The sequence below is a fragment of the Leucobacter triazinivorans genome (assembly GCF_004208635.1).
Taxonomy (GTDB): domain Bacteria; phylum Actinomycetota; class Actinomycetes; order Actinomycetales; family Microbacteriaceae; genus Leucobacter; species Leucobacter triazinivorans.
This window is the reverse complement of the sequence record NZ_CP035806.1, coordinates 3,446,999-3,461,479: the sequence shown is the minus strand read 5'-3', so window position 1 is coordinate 3,461,479 and position 14,481 is coordinate 3,446,999. Positions and strand designations below refer to the sequence as shown.

At 71.7% G+C, this 14,481-nt stretch carries 13 protein-coding genes; 5 read left to right on the top strand and 8 right to left on the bottom strand.

Going from position 1 to position 14,481, the window contains the following annotated elements:
* Entirely contained in the window at positions 1-261 is a 261-nt protein-coding gene (locus EVS81_RS15640; RefSeq protein WP_130111181.1) for a type II toxin-antitoxin system antitoxin, read from the top strand.
* Here the strand turns inward: EVS81_RS15640 and cydC are convergent.
* The 4 genes from cydC to EVS81_RS15620 form a co-directional block, all read right to left on the bottom strand.
* Positions 236-1,957 (bottom strand): thiol reductant ABC exporter subunit CydC, encoded by a 1,722-nt coding sequence (gene cydC, locus EVS81_RS15635; protein WP_130111180.1) that lies wholly within the window; start codon positions 1,955-1,957, stop codon positions 236-238. The two genes, EVS81_RS15640 and cydC, sit on opposite strands and share 26 nt — an antisense overlap.
* Positions 1,954-3,822 (bottom strand): thiol reductant ABC exporter subunit CydD, encoded by a 1,869-nt coding sequence (cydD, locus tag EVS81_RS15630; protein ID WP_130111179.1) that lies wholly within the window; start codon positions 3,820-3,822, stop codon positions 1,954-1,956. The genes cydC and cydD overlap by 4 nt, the downstream gene beginning before the upstream one ends.
* 61 nt (positions 3,823-3,883) lie before the next feature.
* Positions 3,884-4,912 (bottom strand): cytochrome d ubiquinol oxidase subunit II, encoded by a 1,029-nt coding sequence (cydB, locus tag EVS81_RS15625; RefSeq protein WP_130111178.1) that lies wholly within the window; start codon positions 4,910-4,912, stop codon positions 3,884-3,886.
* Positions 4,913-4,924: 12 nt separating this feature from the next.
* Positions 4,925-6,364: a cytochrome ubiquinol oxidase subunit I gene (locus EVS81_RS15620; RefSeq protein WP_130111177.1), complete on the bottom strand. Its 1,440-nt coding sequence runs from the start codon at positions 6,362-6,364 to the stop codon at positions 4,925-4,927.
* 256 nt (positions 6,365-6,620) lie between these two features.
* Here EVS81_RS15620 and EVS81_RS15615 point away from each other — a divergent pair, with 256 nt between their 5' ends.
* From EVS81_RS15615 to EVS81_RS15600, 4 genes are all read left to right on the top strand, one after another.
* Positions 6,621-7,325 carry a DedA family protein gene (locus EVS81_RS15615; protein ID WP_130111176.1) on the top strand — a complete coding sequence of 235 codons (705 nt, stop codon included), beginning with the start codon at positions 6,621-6,623 and terminating at the stop codon, positions 7,323-7,325.
* Positions 7,326-7,334: 9 nt separating this feature from the next.
* Complete coding sequence (locus tag EVS81_RS15610) at positions 7,335-8,384, top strand: App1 family protein (protein WP_240739885.1); 1,050 nt, start codon at positions 7,335-7,337, stop codon at positions 8,382-8,384.
* Positions 8,385-8,397: 13 nt separating this feature from the next.
* Positions 8,398-9,465 (top strand): FUSC family protein, encoded by a 1,068-nt coding sequence (locus EVS81_RS15605; RefSeq protein ID WP_130111175.1) that lies wholly within the window; start codon positions 8,398-8,400, stop codon positions 9,463-9,465.
* A gap of 319 nt (positions 9,466-9,784) precedes the next feature.
* A complete protein-coding gene (locus EVS81_RS15600; RefSeq protein WP_130111174.1) occupies positions 9,785-10,114 on the top strand; it encodes an amidohydrolase family protein in 330 nt (109 codons plus the stop codon).
* On the opposite strand, the gene EVS81_RS15595 is transcribed toward EVS81_RS15600, so the two are convergent.
* From EVS81_RS15595 to allE, 4 genes are read right to left on the bottom strand one after another with little or no spacing between them, the layout of a single operon-like run.
* Positions 10,109-11,377, bottom strand: a complete 1,269-nt coding sequence (locus EVS81_RS15595; RefSeq protein ID WP_130111173.1) for a DUF6986 family protein — start codon at positions 11,375-11,377, stop codon at positions 10,109-10,111. The two genes, EVS81_RS15600 and EVS81_RS15595, sit on opposite strands and share 6 nt — an antisense overlap.
* Complete coding sequence (locus EVS81_RS15590) at positions 11,374-12,408, bottom strand: LacI family DNA-binding transcriptional regulator (RefSeq protein WP_130111172.1); 1,035 nt, start codon at positions 12,406-12,408, stop codon at positions 11,374-11,376. The genes EVS81_RS15595 and EVS81_RS15590 overlap by 4 nt, the downstream gene beginning before the upstream one ends.
* 18 nt (positions 12,409-12,426) lie before the next feature.
* Positions 12,427-13,719 carry an amidohydrolase family protein gene (locus EVS81_RS15585; RefSeq protein ID WP_130111171.1) on the bottom strand — a complete coding sequence of 431 codons (1,293 nt, stop codon included), beginning with the start codon at positions 13,717-13,719 and terminating at the stop codon, positions 12,427-12,429.
* Complete coding sequence (allE, locus tag EVS81_RS15580) at positions 13,709-14,476, bottom strand: (S)-ureidoglycine aminohydrolase (RefSeq protein ID WP_130111170.1); 768 nt, start codon at positions 14,474-14,476, stop codon at positions 13,709-13,711. Before allE ends, EVS81_RS15585 begins: the two co-directional genes overlap by 11 nt.
* Between the last annotated feature and the right edge of the window lie 5 nt (positions 14,477-14,481).

Genomic DNA, 14,481 nt, shown 5'->3' with positions numbered 1-14,481 from the left:
ATGTCGCAGAAGGAGCGCGCCGAATCGAGCCGCAGCAGGAAGCAGGTGCTGCTGCGGCTCGATCCCGCCGTGCACGCCGCGGTCGCGAAGTGGGCCGCCGACGATCTGCGCTCCGTGAACGCGCAGATCGAGGTGCTTCTGCGACGCGCGCTCGCCGAGGCCGGGCGCGATCCGGGAGCCGGGCCCCTGCCGCGCCGAGGACGCCCGCGGAAGCACGATCCCGCGGACACTGCGCTCAGAGCCGAAGACGAGTCGCCGTGATCCCCGGCGGCAGATCCGTGTGCGTGATGAGGATCACCGCCCGGTCGGCGGGCACCGCGCCGAGGAGATCGACGATCAGCCGATCGGCGAGTTCCCGGTCCACGCCCGCGGTGGGCTCGTCGAGCACCACCACCGGAAAGTCGGCGAGGATCGCGCGCGCGAGCGCGATGCGCTGCGCCTGCCCGCCCGAGACGAGCGACCCGTGCTCGCCGACCGGCGCGTCGAGGCCGCCGCGATCCCGCGCCCACTCCCCGAGCCCCACCCGGTCGAGCACCGCGAGCAGCTCGTCGTCGGTCGCGGTCTCGCGCGCGAACTTGAGGTTCTGACGCAGATCGGCGTCGAAGAGGTGCGGGGTCTGCTCGCAGAGTCCGACCTCGCGGCGCACCGCGACCGCCGACAGCTGATCGGCCTCGATGCCGCGCAGCCGGTACGAGCCCCGGTACGCGAGAAAGCGCACCAGCGCGAGTGCGAGGGTGCTCTTGCCTGCCCCGCTCTCCCCGGTCACGACGAGGGTCTCGCCGGCACGCAGTGCGAAACCGACGCCCTGCACCGCGTCGCGCGCGGCACCGGGGTGACGGACGGCCAGATCCCGCACCGCGATGAGCGGCGCCGACGGGTCCGCGTGCGCAAGACGCGCCTGCGAATCGTCGAACCGTTGGGATGCATCGGCGTCGGACGCCACAGGATCGACCACCGGATCGACCACCAGCTCGCTCGGCAGCGCCGCGCCGGTGAGCGCCGCCACGCGATCGGCGCTCGCCGCGACAGCCCGTCGGGCGGCGATGGCGGCGGGCACCTGGGCGAACACCTCGAACACGGCGGCCGGCACGACCACGACCGCCGCGAAGAGCGGAGCGGACAGGCCCGCGGTGTCCAGCTGCGGCAGCAGCAGGGCGAAGACCAGCAGCGAGGCGAGGCCGGCCCCCAGCGCGAGCAGCGCCCCGGTCAGCCCGGTCGAGCGCGACCGCCGCACCTGCACCGCCGAGAGACGCTGCTCCGCGGCGTCGATCCGGCGCCGCTGCTGCGGCAGCGCGCCGTATGCGGCGAGCACCTCTGCCGCGGCGAAGCGCTCGAGCAGCGCATCGACGAGGGCCGCGCGGGCCTCGCTGAGATCCCGGTCGTACGCACCGGCCATGCGCCCTGCGAGCAGCACGGACACGCCCCCGGAGAGCAGCAGCATGGCCAGGAGCACCGCGCCCCCCAGCGGCGAGATGAGCGACACCAGGACGACGCTGAGTGCGACGACGACCGCGCTCACGATCAGGGGTTGACGCACGCGCAGCGGCTCGTCCTGCAGCTGGTCCACATCGTCGACGAACGCCGCGAGCACCTCTCCGCGCCGGTGCGACTCGATCGCCCCCGGCACGCGGGGCACCAGCGCATCGAACGTCTGCGCCCGCAGCGAGGCGAGCTGCGCGAGTGCGGCATCGTGGCTGAACAGCCGCTCCGCATACCGGAATGCGGCGCGGCCGATCGCGAGCGCGCGCACGCCCACGATCGCGAAGGTGAGGTGCAGGATCGGGGGCTGCTCGGCGGCCCGTACGATCAGCCACATGCTGAGGCCGAGGAGGCCGACCACGCAGACGTCGGACAGCACGCCGAGCAGGAGCCCGGGCAGGCGACGCCGGCGATCGGGCATCGCACGCGCGAGCACCGCGCGACGCGGCGAACGGACAGTGGTTCTCGTGGCGCTCATGCACCTGCCTCCACCCGTGCCGGGGCCTCGATCCGCACCACACGGTCGGCGGCGGCGAGCAGCGCCCTCCGATGGCTCACCACGAGCACGGCGCGACCAGCGTCGGCTTCGGACCGCAGGGCGCGGCAGAGGATCGCCTCGGCCGCGGCGTCGAGTGCCGAGCTCGGCTCGTCGAGCAGCAGGGCGCAAGCGTCCCGCGTCCACGCGCGGTAGAGCGCTCGGGCGATCGACACCCGCTGCGCCTGACCGCCCGAGAGGCCCGATCCGGAGGCTCCCAGCGTGCGGTCGGGATCGGCGTCCGGCAGGCCCGCGGCGATGAGCGCGCGGCGCACGAGCTCGGGATCGGGCCGGCCGGATCCGAGCGCGACGTTCTCGGCGATCGTACCCTGGAGCAGGCCCGCGCGCTGCCCCGACCACGCCGCCTCGCCCGCGAGCGAGATGCGGCCCTGCGCGACGGGCACGAAGCCGAGCAGCGCCGCGAGCAGCGTCGACTTGCCGGCGCCGGACGGCCCCGAGAGCGCCACGACCTCACCCGCGGCCACGTCGAACGTCACGGGCCCCACGACGCGCCTGCCGCCCCGGGAGACGCTCACCTCGTCGAAACGTATGACGCTCTCCGCCCGCATCTGGCCCGAGATCCCATTTTCGGTCGCCCCCGCGGACAGTGCACGACGAGAATCGGGATCTCGGCCCGGGGCAGCATGGACACCAGGGCCCGGGGCAGCATGGACACCAGGGCCCGGGGCAGCGTGGACACCAGGGCCCGGGGAAGGGTCGGCGCCGTCCTCGATGATCGCGAACACGCGGCCCGAGGCCGCGAGCCCCTCGGTCGATGCGTGGAAGGCCGCGCCCACCTGGCGGATCGGAATGAACACCTCCGGGAGCAGGAGGAGCACGAAGAGGCCGAGCCCGAGCGGGAACTCGCCGTTCACGAGGCGAGTGCCCACCGTGACCGCCACGAGGGCGATGGAGAAGGTGCCCGCCAGGTCGAGGACGAAGCCCGAGAGGAAGGTCACCCGCAGCACCTTCATCGTGCGGGAGCGGTACTCGTCGGTCTCCCGAGCGATCCGCGCCGACTGGCGCTGCTCGCGGCCGAAGATCTTGAGCGTCGCGAGACCCGAGACCACGTCGAGGAAGGCGGTCGAGAGACGCTGCAGCTGAGCCCACTGCCGATCCTGGACCGCCTGCGTGGCGAGACCGATCAGGATCATGAACAGCGGGATCACGGGGAACACGATGAGCACGGTGACGCCGCTCACGGGGTCGGCGAGCAGCACCGCGGCGACGAGCAGCGGAGTGGCGATGGCGGTGAGGATCAGTTGCGGCAGGTAGCCGGAGAAATAGCCGTCGAGCGCGTCGAGCCCGCGGCCGAGCACCGTGGCGAGCCCGGCAGCAGAGCTCGCGGCCGGATCGGCGCCCGCGGCCGGAGCGGCGCCCGCGGCCGGAGCAGAGCCCGCGGCCGGAGCGGAGCCCGCGTCCTGAGCAGCGCCCGCGTCCCGCAGCGGCGAGCGGGCGTCGAGGGCGTCGAGCGCCGCGGCCCGCAGCTGGGCCTTCACTCGAACCGCTCCGCGCGCCGCCACCGCGTCCATCCCCCACGAAGCGGCCGAGCGCACGCAGAGGGCCGCGAACGCGCCCCCGACGAGCCACGGCAGTGCATCGCGCGCGTACGCCCCCTCGGGGATGCGGCCGGCCGCGCCACCCGCGCCGCCGAGCACCGGGAGCATCACGGTCGTGAGCGCCTGCGCGAGACACCAGCTCCAGACGAGGATGGCGAGTGTGCGCAGCACTCCCAGGAGGGCGCCCGCGAGCAGCACGCCGCGGGCGGCGCGCGCGTGGCGCAGGAGCCGCGGGTCGAAAGGCTTCATCAGAGAGATCCTATTGCGGAGTCGCGGGCGGACGGGTCTCCCCGCGCGCCCGCGCGGCCGGCTAGTGCGCTGCGGTGGGAATGGCCTCGCGGGTGAGGCGCTTGCGGAACACCCAGTACGTCCATCCCTGGTAGGCGAGCACGAGCGGCATGGTGAATCCCGCGACCCAGGTCATGAGTTCGAGGGTCTTCTGCGAGCTCGCCGCGCCGGCGATCGACATCGAGTAGGCCGGATCGATGCTCGAGTGCATCAGGTTGGGGAACATCGCCATGAAGATCGCGAGCAGCGCGAACGCGATGGCCGTCGCGTTGCCCGTGAACGCCCACCCCTCGCGCCCGAGCAGATTCGCGATCCACCCGCCGATCAGCGCGACCGCGGCGACCGACGAGCAGAGCACGATGATCCACAGCGTGCTGCTGTCGAGGTGCTGCGCGATGGTCCAGACGAGGAATCCGGCCCCGGCGAGGATCGCGCCGATCCCGACGCGGGTGGCGAGCGCCCGCGCCCGATCCCGCATCTCTCCCGTGGTCTTCAGCGACACGAACACGAGCCCGTGCGTGAACGAGATGAGCAGCATCGTGAGCCCGCCGAGCAGCCCGTACGGGTTGAGGAGCGTGAGCAGCGTGCCCTCGTAGATCCATCCGCCGTTCTCGAGCGGCACGATCGGCAGCCCCTGTGCGAGGTTTGCGAACGCGACGCCCCACAGGAGGGGCGGCAGGACCGAGCCCCAGAAGATGAACTGGTCGAACCAGCGGGTCCACTGCTCCCCCTTGCCCTGGTGGCGGTACTCGAACGAGACCCCGCGCAGGATGAGCGCGACGAGGATCAGCAGCAGCGCCAGGTAGAAGCCGGAGAACATCGTCGCGTACCACTCGGGGAACGCGGCGAAGAGCGCGGCGCCCGCGACGATGAGCCAGGTCTCGTTGAGATCCCAGACCGGACCGATGGTGTTGATGATGACGCGGCGGTCGGTATCGTCTCGTCCGAGGACGGGCAGCGACATGCCGACGCCGAAGTCGAAGCCGTCGAGCACGAAGTACCCGATGAGCAGCGCTCCGACGATGAAGAACCAGAGTGTTGTGAGGTCCATGTGCCGTTTCTCCTAGTAGACCGTCGCGAGACGCTCGTGGTCGGGTTCGCCGCTCTCGTCCGACGCGATCTCGGGCAGCCCCTCCTTGGCGGCCTTCGTGATCAGCTTGAACTCCACCACCGCGAGGGCGCCGTAGACGAGGGTGAACACGATGAGCGACGTGAGCACGGCCCACCCGGGCACGCCGGGCGAGACCCCCTGCTCGGTCGTCATCACGCCGAACACGATCCAGGGCTGGCGGCCCATCTCGGTGAAGATCCAGCCGACGAGCGAGGCCAGCATGGGGAGCGGCGCCGACCAGATGGCGACCTTCCACACCCAGGCGGGCAGTTCGGTGTTCTTGCGCGTGATCCAGAGCCCCACCGCGGAGACGAGCGCGGCGAGGGCGCCGAGGCCGATCATCCAGCGGAACGCCCAGTAGGTCACCCAGATGATGGGAGCGAACTGCCCGTCGCTCGGGCAGGTGAGCAGGGAGTCCGCGCCGCAGTACATCGCCTCGTACTCCGCCTGCAGATCGCGGATGCCCTCGACGCTGCCGTCGAAGGTGCCGTTCGAGAGGAACGAGAGCAGGTAGGGGATGCGGATCGAGAAGATCTCGTGCGCGCCGTCGGGGGTGCCGAGGCTGAAGATCGAGAACGAGGCGTCGGCGCCGGAGGCGTTCTCGTAGAGCGCCTCGGCCGCGGCCATCTTCATGGGCTGCGTCTCGGTCATGACCATGCCGAGGGAGTGCCCGGTGAACCCGACGCCCATGAAGGCGATGATGTTGGTCCAGGCGCCGAAGCGCAGAGCGGTGCGCATCTCCTCGACATACTGCCCCCGCTGCAGGTGCCAGGCGGCGACCGCCACGATCACGACACCCGCGAACATGGTCGCCGCGAAGATCGTGTGCGGGAACTGGGTCACCGCGACCGGGTTCATGAGCACGGCGCCGATGTCCTGGAGCTCGGCCCGCCCGCGCTCGTCGTTGATCTCGAAGCCGACGGGATTCTGCATGAACGCGTTGGCCGCGAGGATGAAGTATGCCGAGAGCACGGTGCCGACCCAGACCATCCAGATGGTGAGCAGGTGCACCTTCTTCGGCAGCTTGTCCCAGCCGAAGATCCACAGGCCGATGAAGGTGGCCTCGAAGAAGAAGGCGATGAGCCCCTCCATCGCGAGCGGAGCGCCGAAGATGTCGCCGACGAAGCGCGAGTAGTTCGACCAGTTCATGCCGAACTGGAACTCCTGCACGATGCCGGTGACGACGCCCATGGCGAAGTTGATGAGGAAGATCTTGCCGAAGAGCCGGGTGAGGCGCAGGTACTTCGTCTTGCCGGTGCGCACCCATGCCGTCTGGAGGATCGCCACGAGCAGCGCCATCCCGATCGTCAGGGGCACGAAGATGAAGTGGTACAGCGTCGTCAATCCGAATTGCCACCGGGCGAGGATCAACGGGTCGAGGAATTCGTTCATGTATCGCTCCAGAACGAAGGGCGGCACCCCACCGAGGGCGCACTCCCTTAGTGAGATCCGCCACGAGATGTGATTCTCGCCGGAGCTGCCGGTCGACGACCGGCCGCCCCCATTCTAGCTTTTCTGTGAATCAGCTGCGAATGCGCTTCGACGTCGAACTATTTTTCACTCGAGCCCGAACTACTTTTCGTTCGACGTCGAACGACTCGGTCCGCTCCCCGGGTCCGCAGCCTCCGGCTCGGATACACTCGGTGCGGTGACGGAACTGCTCAGCGGGCTGATCGACGGGGTCCGAGATCTGGATCCCGTGCTGCGCACCCTCATCGCGGGTATCGGCATGCTGCTCGAGACCTCGGTGTTCGTCGGCCTCGTGGTGCCCGGCGACACGATCGCCCTCGTCGCGGCGGTCGGCGTGACGGGCCCCGCGCAGTTCGCCTGGCTCGTCGTCGCCCTCGTGCTCGGCGCCATCGCCGGCGAGAGCATCGGATTCGCGCTCGGCCGCTGGGCCGGTCCCCGCCTGCGCTCCAGTCGCGCCGGCCGACGGCTGGGCGAGCGCAACTGGCGGGTCGCCGAGCACTACCTCGGCGAGCGGGGCGGGGTGGCGGTGTTCCTATCGCGATTCCTCCCCGTGCTGCACTCCCTGATCCCGCTCACCGCGGGGATGGCCGGGATGCGCTACCGCGCCTTCCTTGCCTGGACCGCGTCGGCGAGCCTCGTCTGGGCGCTGCTCGTGGTCTCACTGGGCGCGGGTGCGGCCGCCGGCTTCGAACAGCTCGCCGGTCGGGTGAAGGGGGCCGGCCTCGTCTTCGCGGGCGCGGCGCTCGCGCTCGCACTCGGGCTCTGGGCGGTGAAGCGCGCCTTTCTCCGCCGCGAGAGCGCGCACATGCGGCTCGCAGAAGACGGGACGGACGAGGTTCGGCCCGAGCCGGATGATCCGGGCGCGTCGGCGCGCACACCCTAGACTGGCTGGGTGACTTCGAACGCCGAGCCCGACTCCCGGCCCCGCCTGGCGGCCCGCCTCGAAGACTGGATGCACGTGCGCCGCGCTCGTCGCGCCGTCTCCCGCGGGAAGACGCCATCGGTCATCCCCTACATCGGCTACGGCACCACCGAGTGGGTGCGCGTGCTGGGCCGCGTGCTCTATCTGAAGCCCGAGAGCCGCGAGCACACCCGGTTCCGGCCCGACGTGGCCGAGGTCTCCCGGGTGCGCGGCTGGCGCACCTTCACCAGCCTCTCGGTGCCGCACCAGCCGGTGCGCGTGCTCATCGACGGCGAGCCGGTGACCGAGGTGGTCGCGGATCGCGGCGGGGTCATCGATTCGATCGTCCCGGTGTCGCTTTCCCCCGGCTGGCACACGCTCACACTGCAGGCGGGCGACAGCGAGGCGGCCGACGCACCCGTGAACGTGGTCGATCCGACCGCCCGCCTCGGGGTGATCTCCGACATCGACGACACGATCCTCATCACCGCACTCCCCCGACCGTTCGTCGCCGCGTGGAACAGCTTCGTGCTGGACGAGCACGCGAGATCCGCCACCCCCGGCATGGCGGTGATGCTCGACCACCTCGTCGCGGAGCACCCGGGTTCACCCGTCGTCTACCTCTCCACGGGGGCGTGGAACGCAGCGCCCGCGCTGAGCCGCTTCCTCGCACGCAACCTGTACCCCATGGGGCCGCTGCTGCTCACCGACTGGGGCCCGACGCACGACCGGTGGTTCCGCAGCGGCACCGAGCACAAGCGCCGCGAGCTGCAGCGTCTGGCGGCCGAGTTCCCCGACGTGCGGTGGGTGCTGATCGGCGACGACGGCCAGCACGACGAGGCGCTGTACCACGAGTTCGCCACCGCCCATCCGGAGAACGTCGCCGCGGTGATGATCCGGCAGCTCTCCGTCGGCGAGGCCGTGCTGGCGGGCGGGCGCTCCAAGGCCAATCTGCACCGCAGCACGAGCGGCGTGCCCTGGGTCTACGGCCCCGACGGCGCGACGCTCCGCGAAGAGGTGCGCAAGCTGGGTCTGCTGTGACCCGGAGGCGCTCGTGAAGCCGGGTCGCCTCTCCCGCTGGGGGCGAGCGCCGCGGCGCCTCACCAGCCGGTTCACGGCGGATCAGCGGGCACCGCTCCTGCAGGTCGTGAAGACGCTCGCGTCGATGATCCTCGCCTGGTTCACCTGTCTGCTCATCTTCCCCGAGCAGCTGCCGATCTTCGGGGCGATCGCCGCCCTGCTCGTGGTGCAGGACAACGTGGACCAGTCCCTCAGCAAGGGCCTCGAGCGCGTCGTGGGAGTGCTGCTGGGGGTCGGCGTCGCCCTCGTCACCGGAGCGTTCCTGGGGCAGCACTCCTGGCTGTTCATCGCTGCGCTCGTGGCGGGCCTCGCCCTCGGATGGGCGCTGCGCATGACGCCGAGCGCCGCGAACCAGATCGTGGTGAGCGCACTGCTCATGATCGCGCTCGGCGGGCTCGATCTGCACTACGGAGTCGAACGGGTGGTCGAGACGCTCATCGGCGCGCTGATCGGCGTGGCCGTCGCCGCCCTGGTCGCCGCACCGGTGCGCACGCTGCCGGTGCACGAGGCGCTCGTGTCGTTGACGGAGCAGGCCGCCGTCTCGCTCCGCCGCATCGCCGACGCGCTCGACGCGCCGCGCGACGACGACTGGCTCGAGTCCATGCACGTCGAGGCGCGCGCGCTGCAGGAGGAGCGCACGCGGGTGCACGGGCTGCTGCGCCAGGCCCGCGAGAGTCTGCGGCTGAACCCGCGCAGCGGCCGCTACCGGAAGGGGCTCGGGGAGGACGACGCGCTGTTCCAGCGCCTGCAGCCGATCATCACCCAGATCGGCGGCATGTCCCGCGCGGTCTACGACCTCTACGAGCCCGACCTCGTCTCGGACGCCTCGGTCGTGGGCATGGTCGAGGAGATCCGCCGCGCCGCGCACGACCTCGAGCTGCTCGCGCGCGACGACGCCGTCGAAGCGCGCGCGGCCGAGCCCCCCGCGCTCACGGCCCCGTACACGATTCCGCGGCCGCACCCCGAGCACTGGGTGCTCATCGGCGCGCTCATGGAGGATCTGCGCCGGGTGCGCGGGCGCATCACCGGCGAACTGGAGTAGCGCGCTCGCCGGTCGAGCGAGCGCAGCATCCGCCGGTTGAGCGCAACTGCTGCCCACGCTCGTGGACGCGCACGTGCACACGGACAAGACCGACTGGGGCGGCCTGCTGAACGTCGAGGGAGTCGCAACCGCGCGTGTCGAGCTCGACGGAGCACTCGAATTGGAGATCGTGGCGTCTCCCTAGATGGGCGTGCTGCGGGAGCCGGGCACCGCCGAACCGCTCGCCGCGGCGGTAGAAACCGGAGCCGATATCACTCTCGTCACGGTGGCGCTGGGCGGAGAGCCCGTGCTGCCGATCTAAGATCTCCGGGATGCGGGCGTGCGCGTCGCGGTGGGCTCGGACGGCGTGCGCGATTCGTGGAGCCCGTTCGGCAACGCCGACATGATCGAGCACTGCCACCTGCTGGCATGCCGGTTGGAGGTGTTCACCGATTCCGAGCTCACGCACGCATTCGAGATCGCCGTGCACAACGGCGCTCGCATGATGGGACTGCCGGAGTCCCGATTCCGGATCGGCGACCCCGCTGATTTCCTTGTCGCCCGCGGCGTGCACGAGGCTCAGGTCGTCGTGGACCGCCCGGTGCCGCGGGCCATTGTCAAGGGCGGCCGGATCGTGGCGAGGGTGGGGGTGGTTCTCGGAGGTTCATGACCCCGTCTCGGCGAGCTGCTCGAGCCGCGGGAGCTCCAGGCCGGGCCCGAGCTCGTCCGGGTCGACCGCCCCCGTGCGCACGCCGCGCGCCAGGAACGCCCCGAGCATCCTGAGCGTGGCCGGCTCGTCGAGCACTTCCGCGCCGTCCCCCGCCGCGGCGCCGCGCTCGGCGGCCCGCACCCGGCGCACCGCGTGCGCCAATTCCCCGCGCAGCACGTCGTAGCTCGCCAGGAAGCGCGACGGCAGCTGCGCCGGGTGCAGGTCCCACCCCTGCGGGATGCCGTCGCGCAGTGCCTCGCGCACCTGTTCGGCGTGCCGGGCCCACGCGCCGACCCGCATCGACCGGTCCCCCGCGGGGACGAGGTTCGAGGATCCGTCGCAGACCTCGACGCCGTGCACGGCGGCCGCAGCCTGCATCGCCCGCTTGGCGTGCTGCGCCACCGGGTGCGTCGACCGCTGCTCGCCGGGGAGCACCCCCTGCGCGCTCGTGTAGTCGTAGGTGCCGAAGTGGAGGGCGCGCACCCGCGGCGCTCCGGCGAGCACCACGAGCGCGTCGCTCGGCCGTATCGGAGCCACGACGTGCGGCACCTCGATCTGCAGTTCGATGCCCAACGACTCCGGAGCCAGTCCGTGCCCGTCTTCCAGCGCGCCGCAGATCTCACCCATGGCCTCCACCTGGGCACCGGTCATCACCTTCGCCAGCGTGATGCGGAGCCCGGTGAGCGCGCTCACGGGCTCGGCACCGGCTGCGGCGAGGTAGGCGCCGAGGAAACGCTCGAGCGTGCGCACGCCGCGGCGACTCCCCCGCCGATCGAGCGGTTTCATCCGGAGCCCGATCCGGTCCGGGCCGTCCTCGGCCCGGATGAGCTGGCCGGCGAGCGCCCCCGCCCGCTCCGCGCAGGCGTCCTCCTCCTCGTCGTCGCGGTAGCCGTAGCCGTCCTCGAAATCGAAGCGCAGGTCCTCGACGGGCTGCCGCGCGAGCTTCTCCTCAGCGCGGGCGACGACTTCGCCCCGGCGGTCGTCGGCGACGCCGATGCAGTCGGCGACACCGTCCAGTCCGCCGACCGCGGCCGCCGCGTCGAGCGCACCCGCTCGCCAGTGCTCCACGATCCCGTCGCGGGCCTGGTCGGCGGGGACGTACACGGTGTGCAGCGGCTGCTCGATCCCCTGCGGCCGGGGTTCGAAGTCGCCGTCGTCTCCGGAGAGCCCGAGGAGAATCTGCTCCAGGCGCGCGGCGTCGATATGCACCGCTCCTCCGCTCACCGGCGCTCCTCCGTGCTGGAGCGGATCCTGAGCGCGCTTTCCGAGACGATGGGGCCCTCGACCGGATGCCCCTCGATGCGCTGCAGCAGCATCTGCACCGCCAGCTCCGACTGCCTCGCCGGGAGGAAGTCGATCGCGGTGATGGGAGGATCGCCGTACTGCGCCGCCTGGCTGTCGCCGCCGATCGCCAGGAGCAGATCGCCCGGGATCGAGATCCCGAGGTCCAGGCAGGCGCGCAGCACGCCGGGGCGGTACTGCTCGGCGGAGGCGATGAGCGCGTCCGGGCGCGGTTCGGTGCGCAGCAGCTCGAGCGCGTCCGTGTAGGCGTCGCGGTTGATGCGGGCGGGCGGGATCAGCCGCACGATCTCCTCGGCGCCGTGATCGGCGGCCCACTCCCGGTAGCCCCGCAGCGCGTCCTCCGACGATGACCAGCTGGCGTCGGGCACGAGCAGCGCGATGCGCCGCGCACCGCGCTCCCGCAGGTGGTCGAGCAGCATGCGGGTGTTGTTCCCGTAGTCACCGGTCACGACGAAGGGCCACTCGGGGCGCAAGGTGTCCCGCTCGATCGTCACGACGGGCGTGCCGAGCCGCTCCAGGGTGGCAAGTCGCTCGTCGCCGCGCACCGGGTCGCAGAGCACCACGCCGTCGGCCCCGATGAGGTTCCAGCCGGCCTCCCCGCCGATCGTCGGCGGGGTCAGCGTCAGGGCGTAGCCCGCGTCGAACGCGGCGCTCGCAGCAGCCCGGGCGCCGATCATGTAGGCCTCGACGTCGAGCATGGGAACCGACCCGTCGTCGACGGTGGGCAGCGAGTAGGCGATGGTGCCGGTGCGCCCGAGCCGGAACGCGAGGGCCGCCCGGCTCGGACGGTAGCCGAGCTCCTCGGCCGCGCGCCGCACGCGCTCACGGGTGGCCTCCTTCAGCGTGCCGCCGCCGTTCAGCGATGCGGAGACGGTGCTGACGGAGAGCCCGAGGTGCTCCGCGACGTCCCTGATCGTCGTGCGCCTCGAGCGCGCGGGGCCGCTGCCATCCATACTGCTCCCTCCTCCGCCTCAGAAAACCGGTTCCGTCTCGACGATACGCTGTGCGAGCACGGTTCCGCCGCGCACATGCCAGCGGGATGCGGCTTCGTTCCGCAGCGCCTGGACCCGATCCGGTGCCGAGAGCACCACGAAGTCCGCGCGCTCGCCCACCTCGAGCGGCGTCGCCGGCCGCCCGATGGCGCGCCGGGCCGCGTCGGTCACCAGGCGCCACGCGTCGTCGATCCCCTCGCCCGGACGGCCCGCGAGGGGCAGGGCGTGCCAGGCGAACCGAGCCCGCTCCATGGGGTCGATGGTGCCGAGGTACTCCCAGTTGTCCTCGTAGTTGCCGATCCCGATCGTGACCTCCGCGCCGGCCGCGAGCAGCTCGAGCGGGCGCGAGACTCCGCGGTACGGGCGGGTCCCGGCGAGGTTCGTGGGGCACACGGTGATCGAGATGCCGGCCTCGGCGACCCTCTCGACGACCCGCGCGGCGGTGTCGTCGTCGTAGGTCTCGAGCGCGCCGACGTGGTTGGCGTTCACGCGGCCCTGCATGCCGGCGGCGATCGTCATCTCGGCGAGAGGCTCGAGCAGCCGCTCGGTCGGATCGGTGAAGTAGTCGACGTTGATGTCGATCGGCGCGCCGAAGCGCTCCGCCAGCTCGAACACGATGCGCAGGTGCTCGAGGCGGGCCTCGTCGTCGGGCTCGTTGTTGGGCCAGCCGCCGACGCGGTCGGCCCCGGCGGCGAGCGCCGCGGCGACGAGCTCCGCCGCCCGGCGGTCGGCGACGAGTCCCTCCTGAGGGAAGGCCGTGACCACGAGGTCCATCCACTCCCGGCAGCGGTCCCGGGTGGCGAGCAGCCCTTCCACCGAGACGAGACCGGTGACGGAGTCGATGTCGGCCTGGCCCGCGATCACGCCGATGCCCTCGATTGCGCAGTCGCGCATGAATCGCTCGGAGCGGGCCTCGACGTCGGCGCGCGTGAAGCGGGCCTTGAGGTCCCGCTGCCGCTGCATGCGGTCCTCACGGTTGCGGGGCGGGGGCGACCCGAGCTCGGGGATCCGGTCGCGGCTGTAGACCTTGTCGGGGTGGGTGTGCGGCTCGGCGAACGGCGGGGTGACGAGGCCTCCCCCGGCATCGATGACCGCGGTCGCCCCGTCGGCGGCGGTCACCCCGTCGGCGGCGATCGTTCCGGAGGCGGCGATCGCGGTGATCCGGCCGTCACTGGCGAGCAGGTCGACCGGAGCCCCGTCGCCGCCGTCGATGCGCGCGTTCACCACCAGCAGCCGGGGTGCGCCCACGGCGCGCGACGATTCAGAAGCCATCTCGGTTCACATCCTTGTAGAGCAGGTACGCGGTCTCGCCGGCCCCGGCGACGGTGAAGGCCTGCGTGCAGTAGGGAGCCATGTAGACGAAGTCGTCCCGCCGCACCTCGACGTGGTCGCCGTCGAGGTGGTAGATCCCGGCTCCGGCGAGCATGTAGAGGCCGTGCTCCTGGTGGTGGATCTCGACCATGCGGAATCGGGCGCCCGGCGCGAAGCGCATGATGTTCATCGCCATGTCGTAGCGGGGGTCGTCGGGCAGGCACTGCCCGTAGCTGCCGTCGATCCACTCGTCGGCGCGGTCCTCCACCTCGGCGAGCGTGCCGTGCACCGCCTCGGGCGCGTCGATCCCGGGCACCGCGACGTATCGCTTCTTCACCCAGAGCGCCCGCGTGTCATCGGTCGCGCGGAGCTGGAAGCCGCGCCCCTCCGGCAGGAAGAGGAACCCCTCCGCGCCGAGCTCCCAGCGCTCGTCGTCGGAGAAGACCTCCACGCGCCCCTCGACGACGAAGAGGAAGTTCTCGAAGCCCCGGCCGAGCTCGCCCGACGATCCCGTGCCGGCATCGAGCGCGAGGAGCGCCTGGCCGAAGCGGGCCGGGGTGCCCTGCGGCGCGGCCAGCACCACCGCGGAGGACGGCGGCAGGAACGGCAGGCTGTTCTCGACCATCGTGTCGGGTGTCATCAGGTAGTAGCGGTCCCCCACCCGGCCTCGGCTCGTGGCGAGCGGGTCGGGGTGGGGGGCGATCTGGGGTGCGGTCATGCGCG

Bases quoted from the DNA above. Each gene is read 5' to 3' on its own strand.
- EVS81_RS15590 (WP_130111172.1), bottom strand. From the start codon at position 12,408: ATGGATGGCAGCGGCCCCGCGCGCTCGAGGCGCACGACGATCAGGGAC.
- EVS81_RS15640 (WP_130111181.1), top strand. From the start codon at position 1: ATGTCGCAGAAGGAGCGCGCCGAATCGAGCCGCAGCAGGAAGCAGGTG.
- cydB (WP_130111178.1), bottom strand. From the start codon at position 4,912: ATGGACCTCACAACACTCTGGTTCTTCATCGTCGGAGCGCTGCTCATC.
- EVS81_RS15585 (WP_130111171.1), bottom strand. From the start codon at position 13,719: ATGGCTTCTGAATCGTCGCGCGCCGTGGGCGCACCCCGGCTGCTGGTG.
- allE (WP_130111170.1), bottom strand. From the start codon at position 14,476: ATGACCGCACCCCAGATCGCCCCCCACCCCGACCCGCTCGCCACGAGC.
- cydD (WP_130111179.1), bottom strand. From the start codon at position 3,822: ATGAAGCCTTTCGACCCGCGGCTCCTGCGCCACGCGCGCGCCGCCCGC.
- EVS81_RS15620 (WP_130111177.1), bottom strand. From the start codon at position 6,364: ATGAACGAATTCCTCGACCCGTTGATCCTCGCCCGGTGGCAATTCGGA.
- cydC (WP_130111180.1), bottom strand. From the start codon at position 1,957: ATGAGCGCCACGAGAACCACTGTCCGTTCGCCGCGTCGCGCGGTGCTC.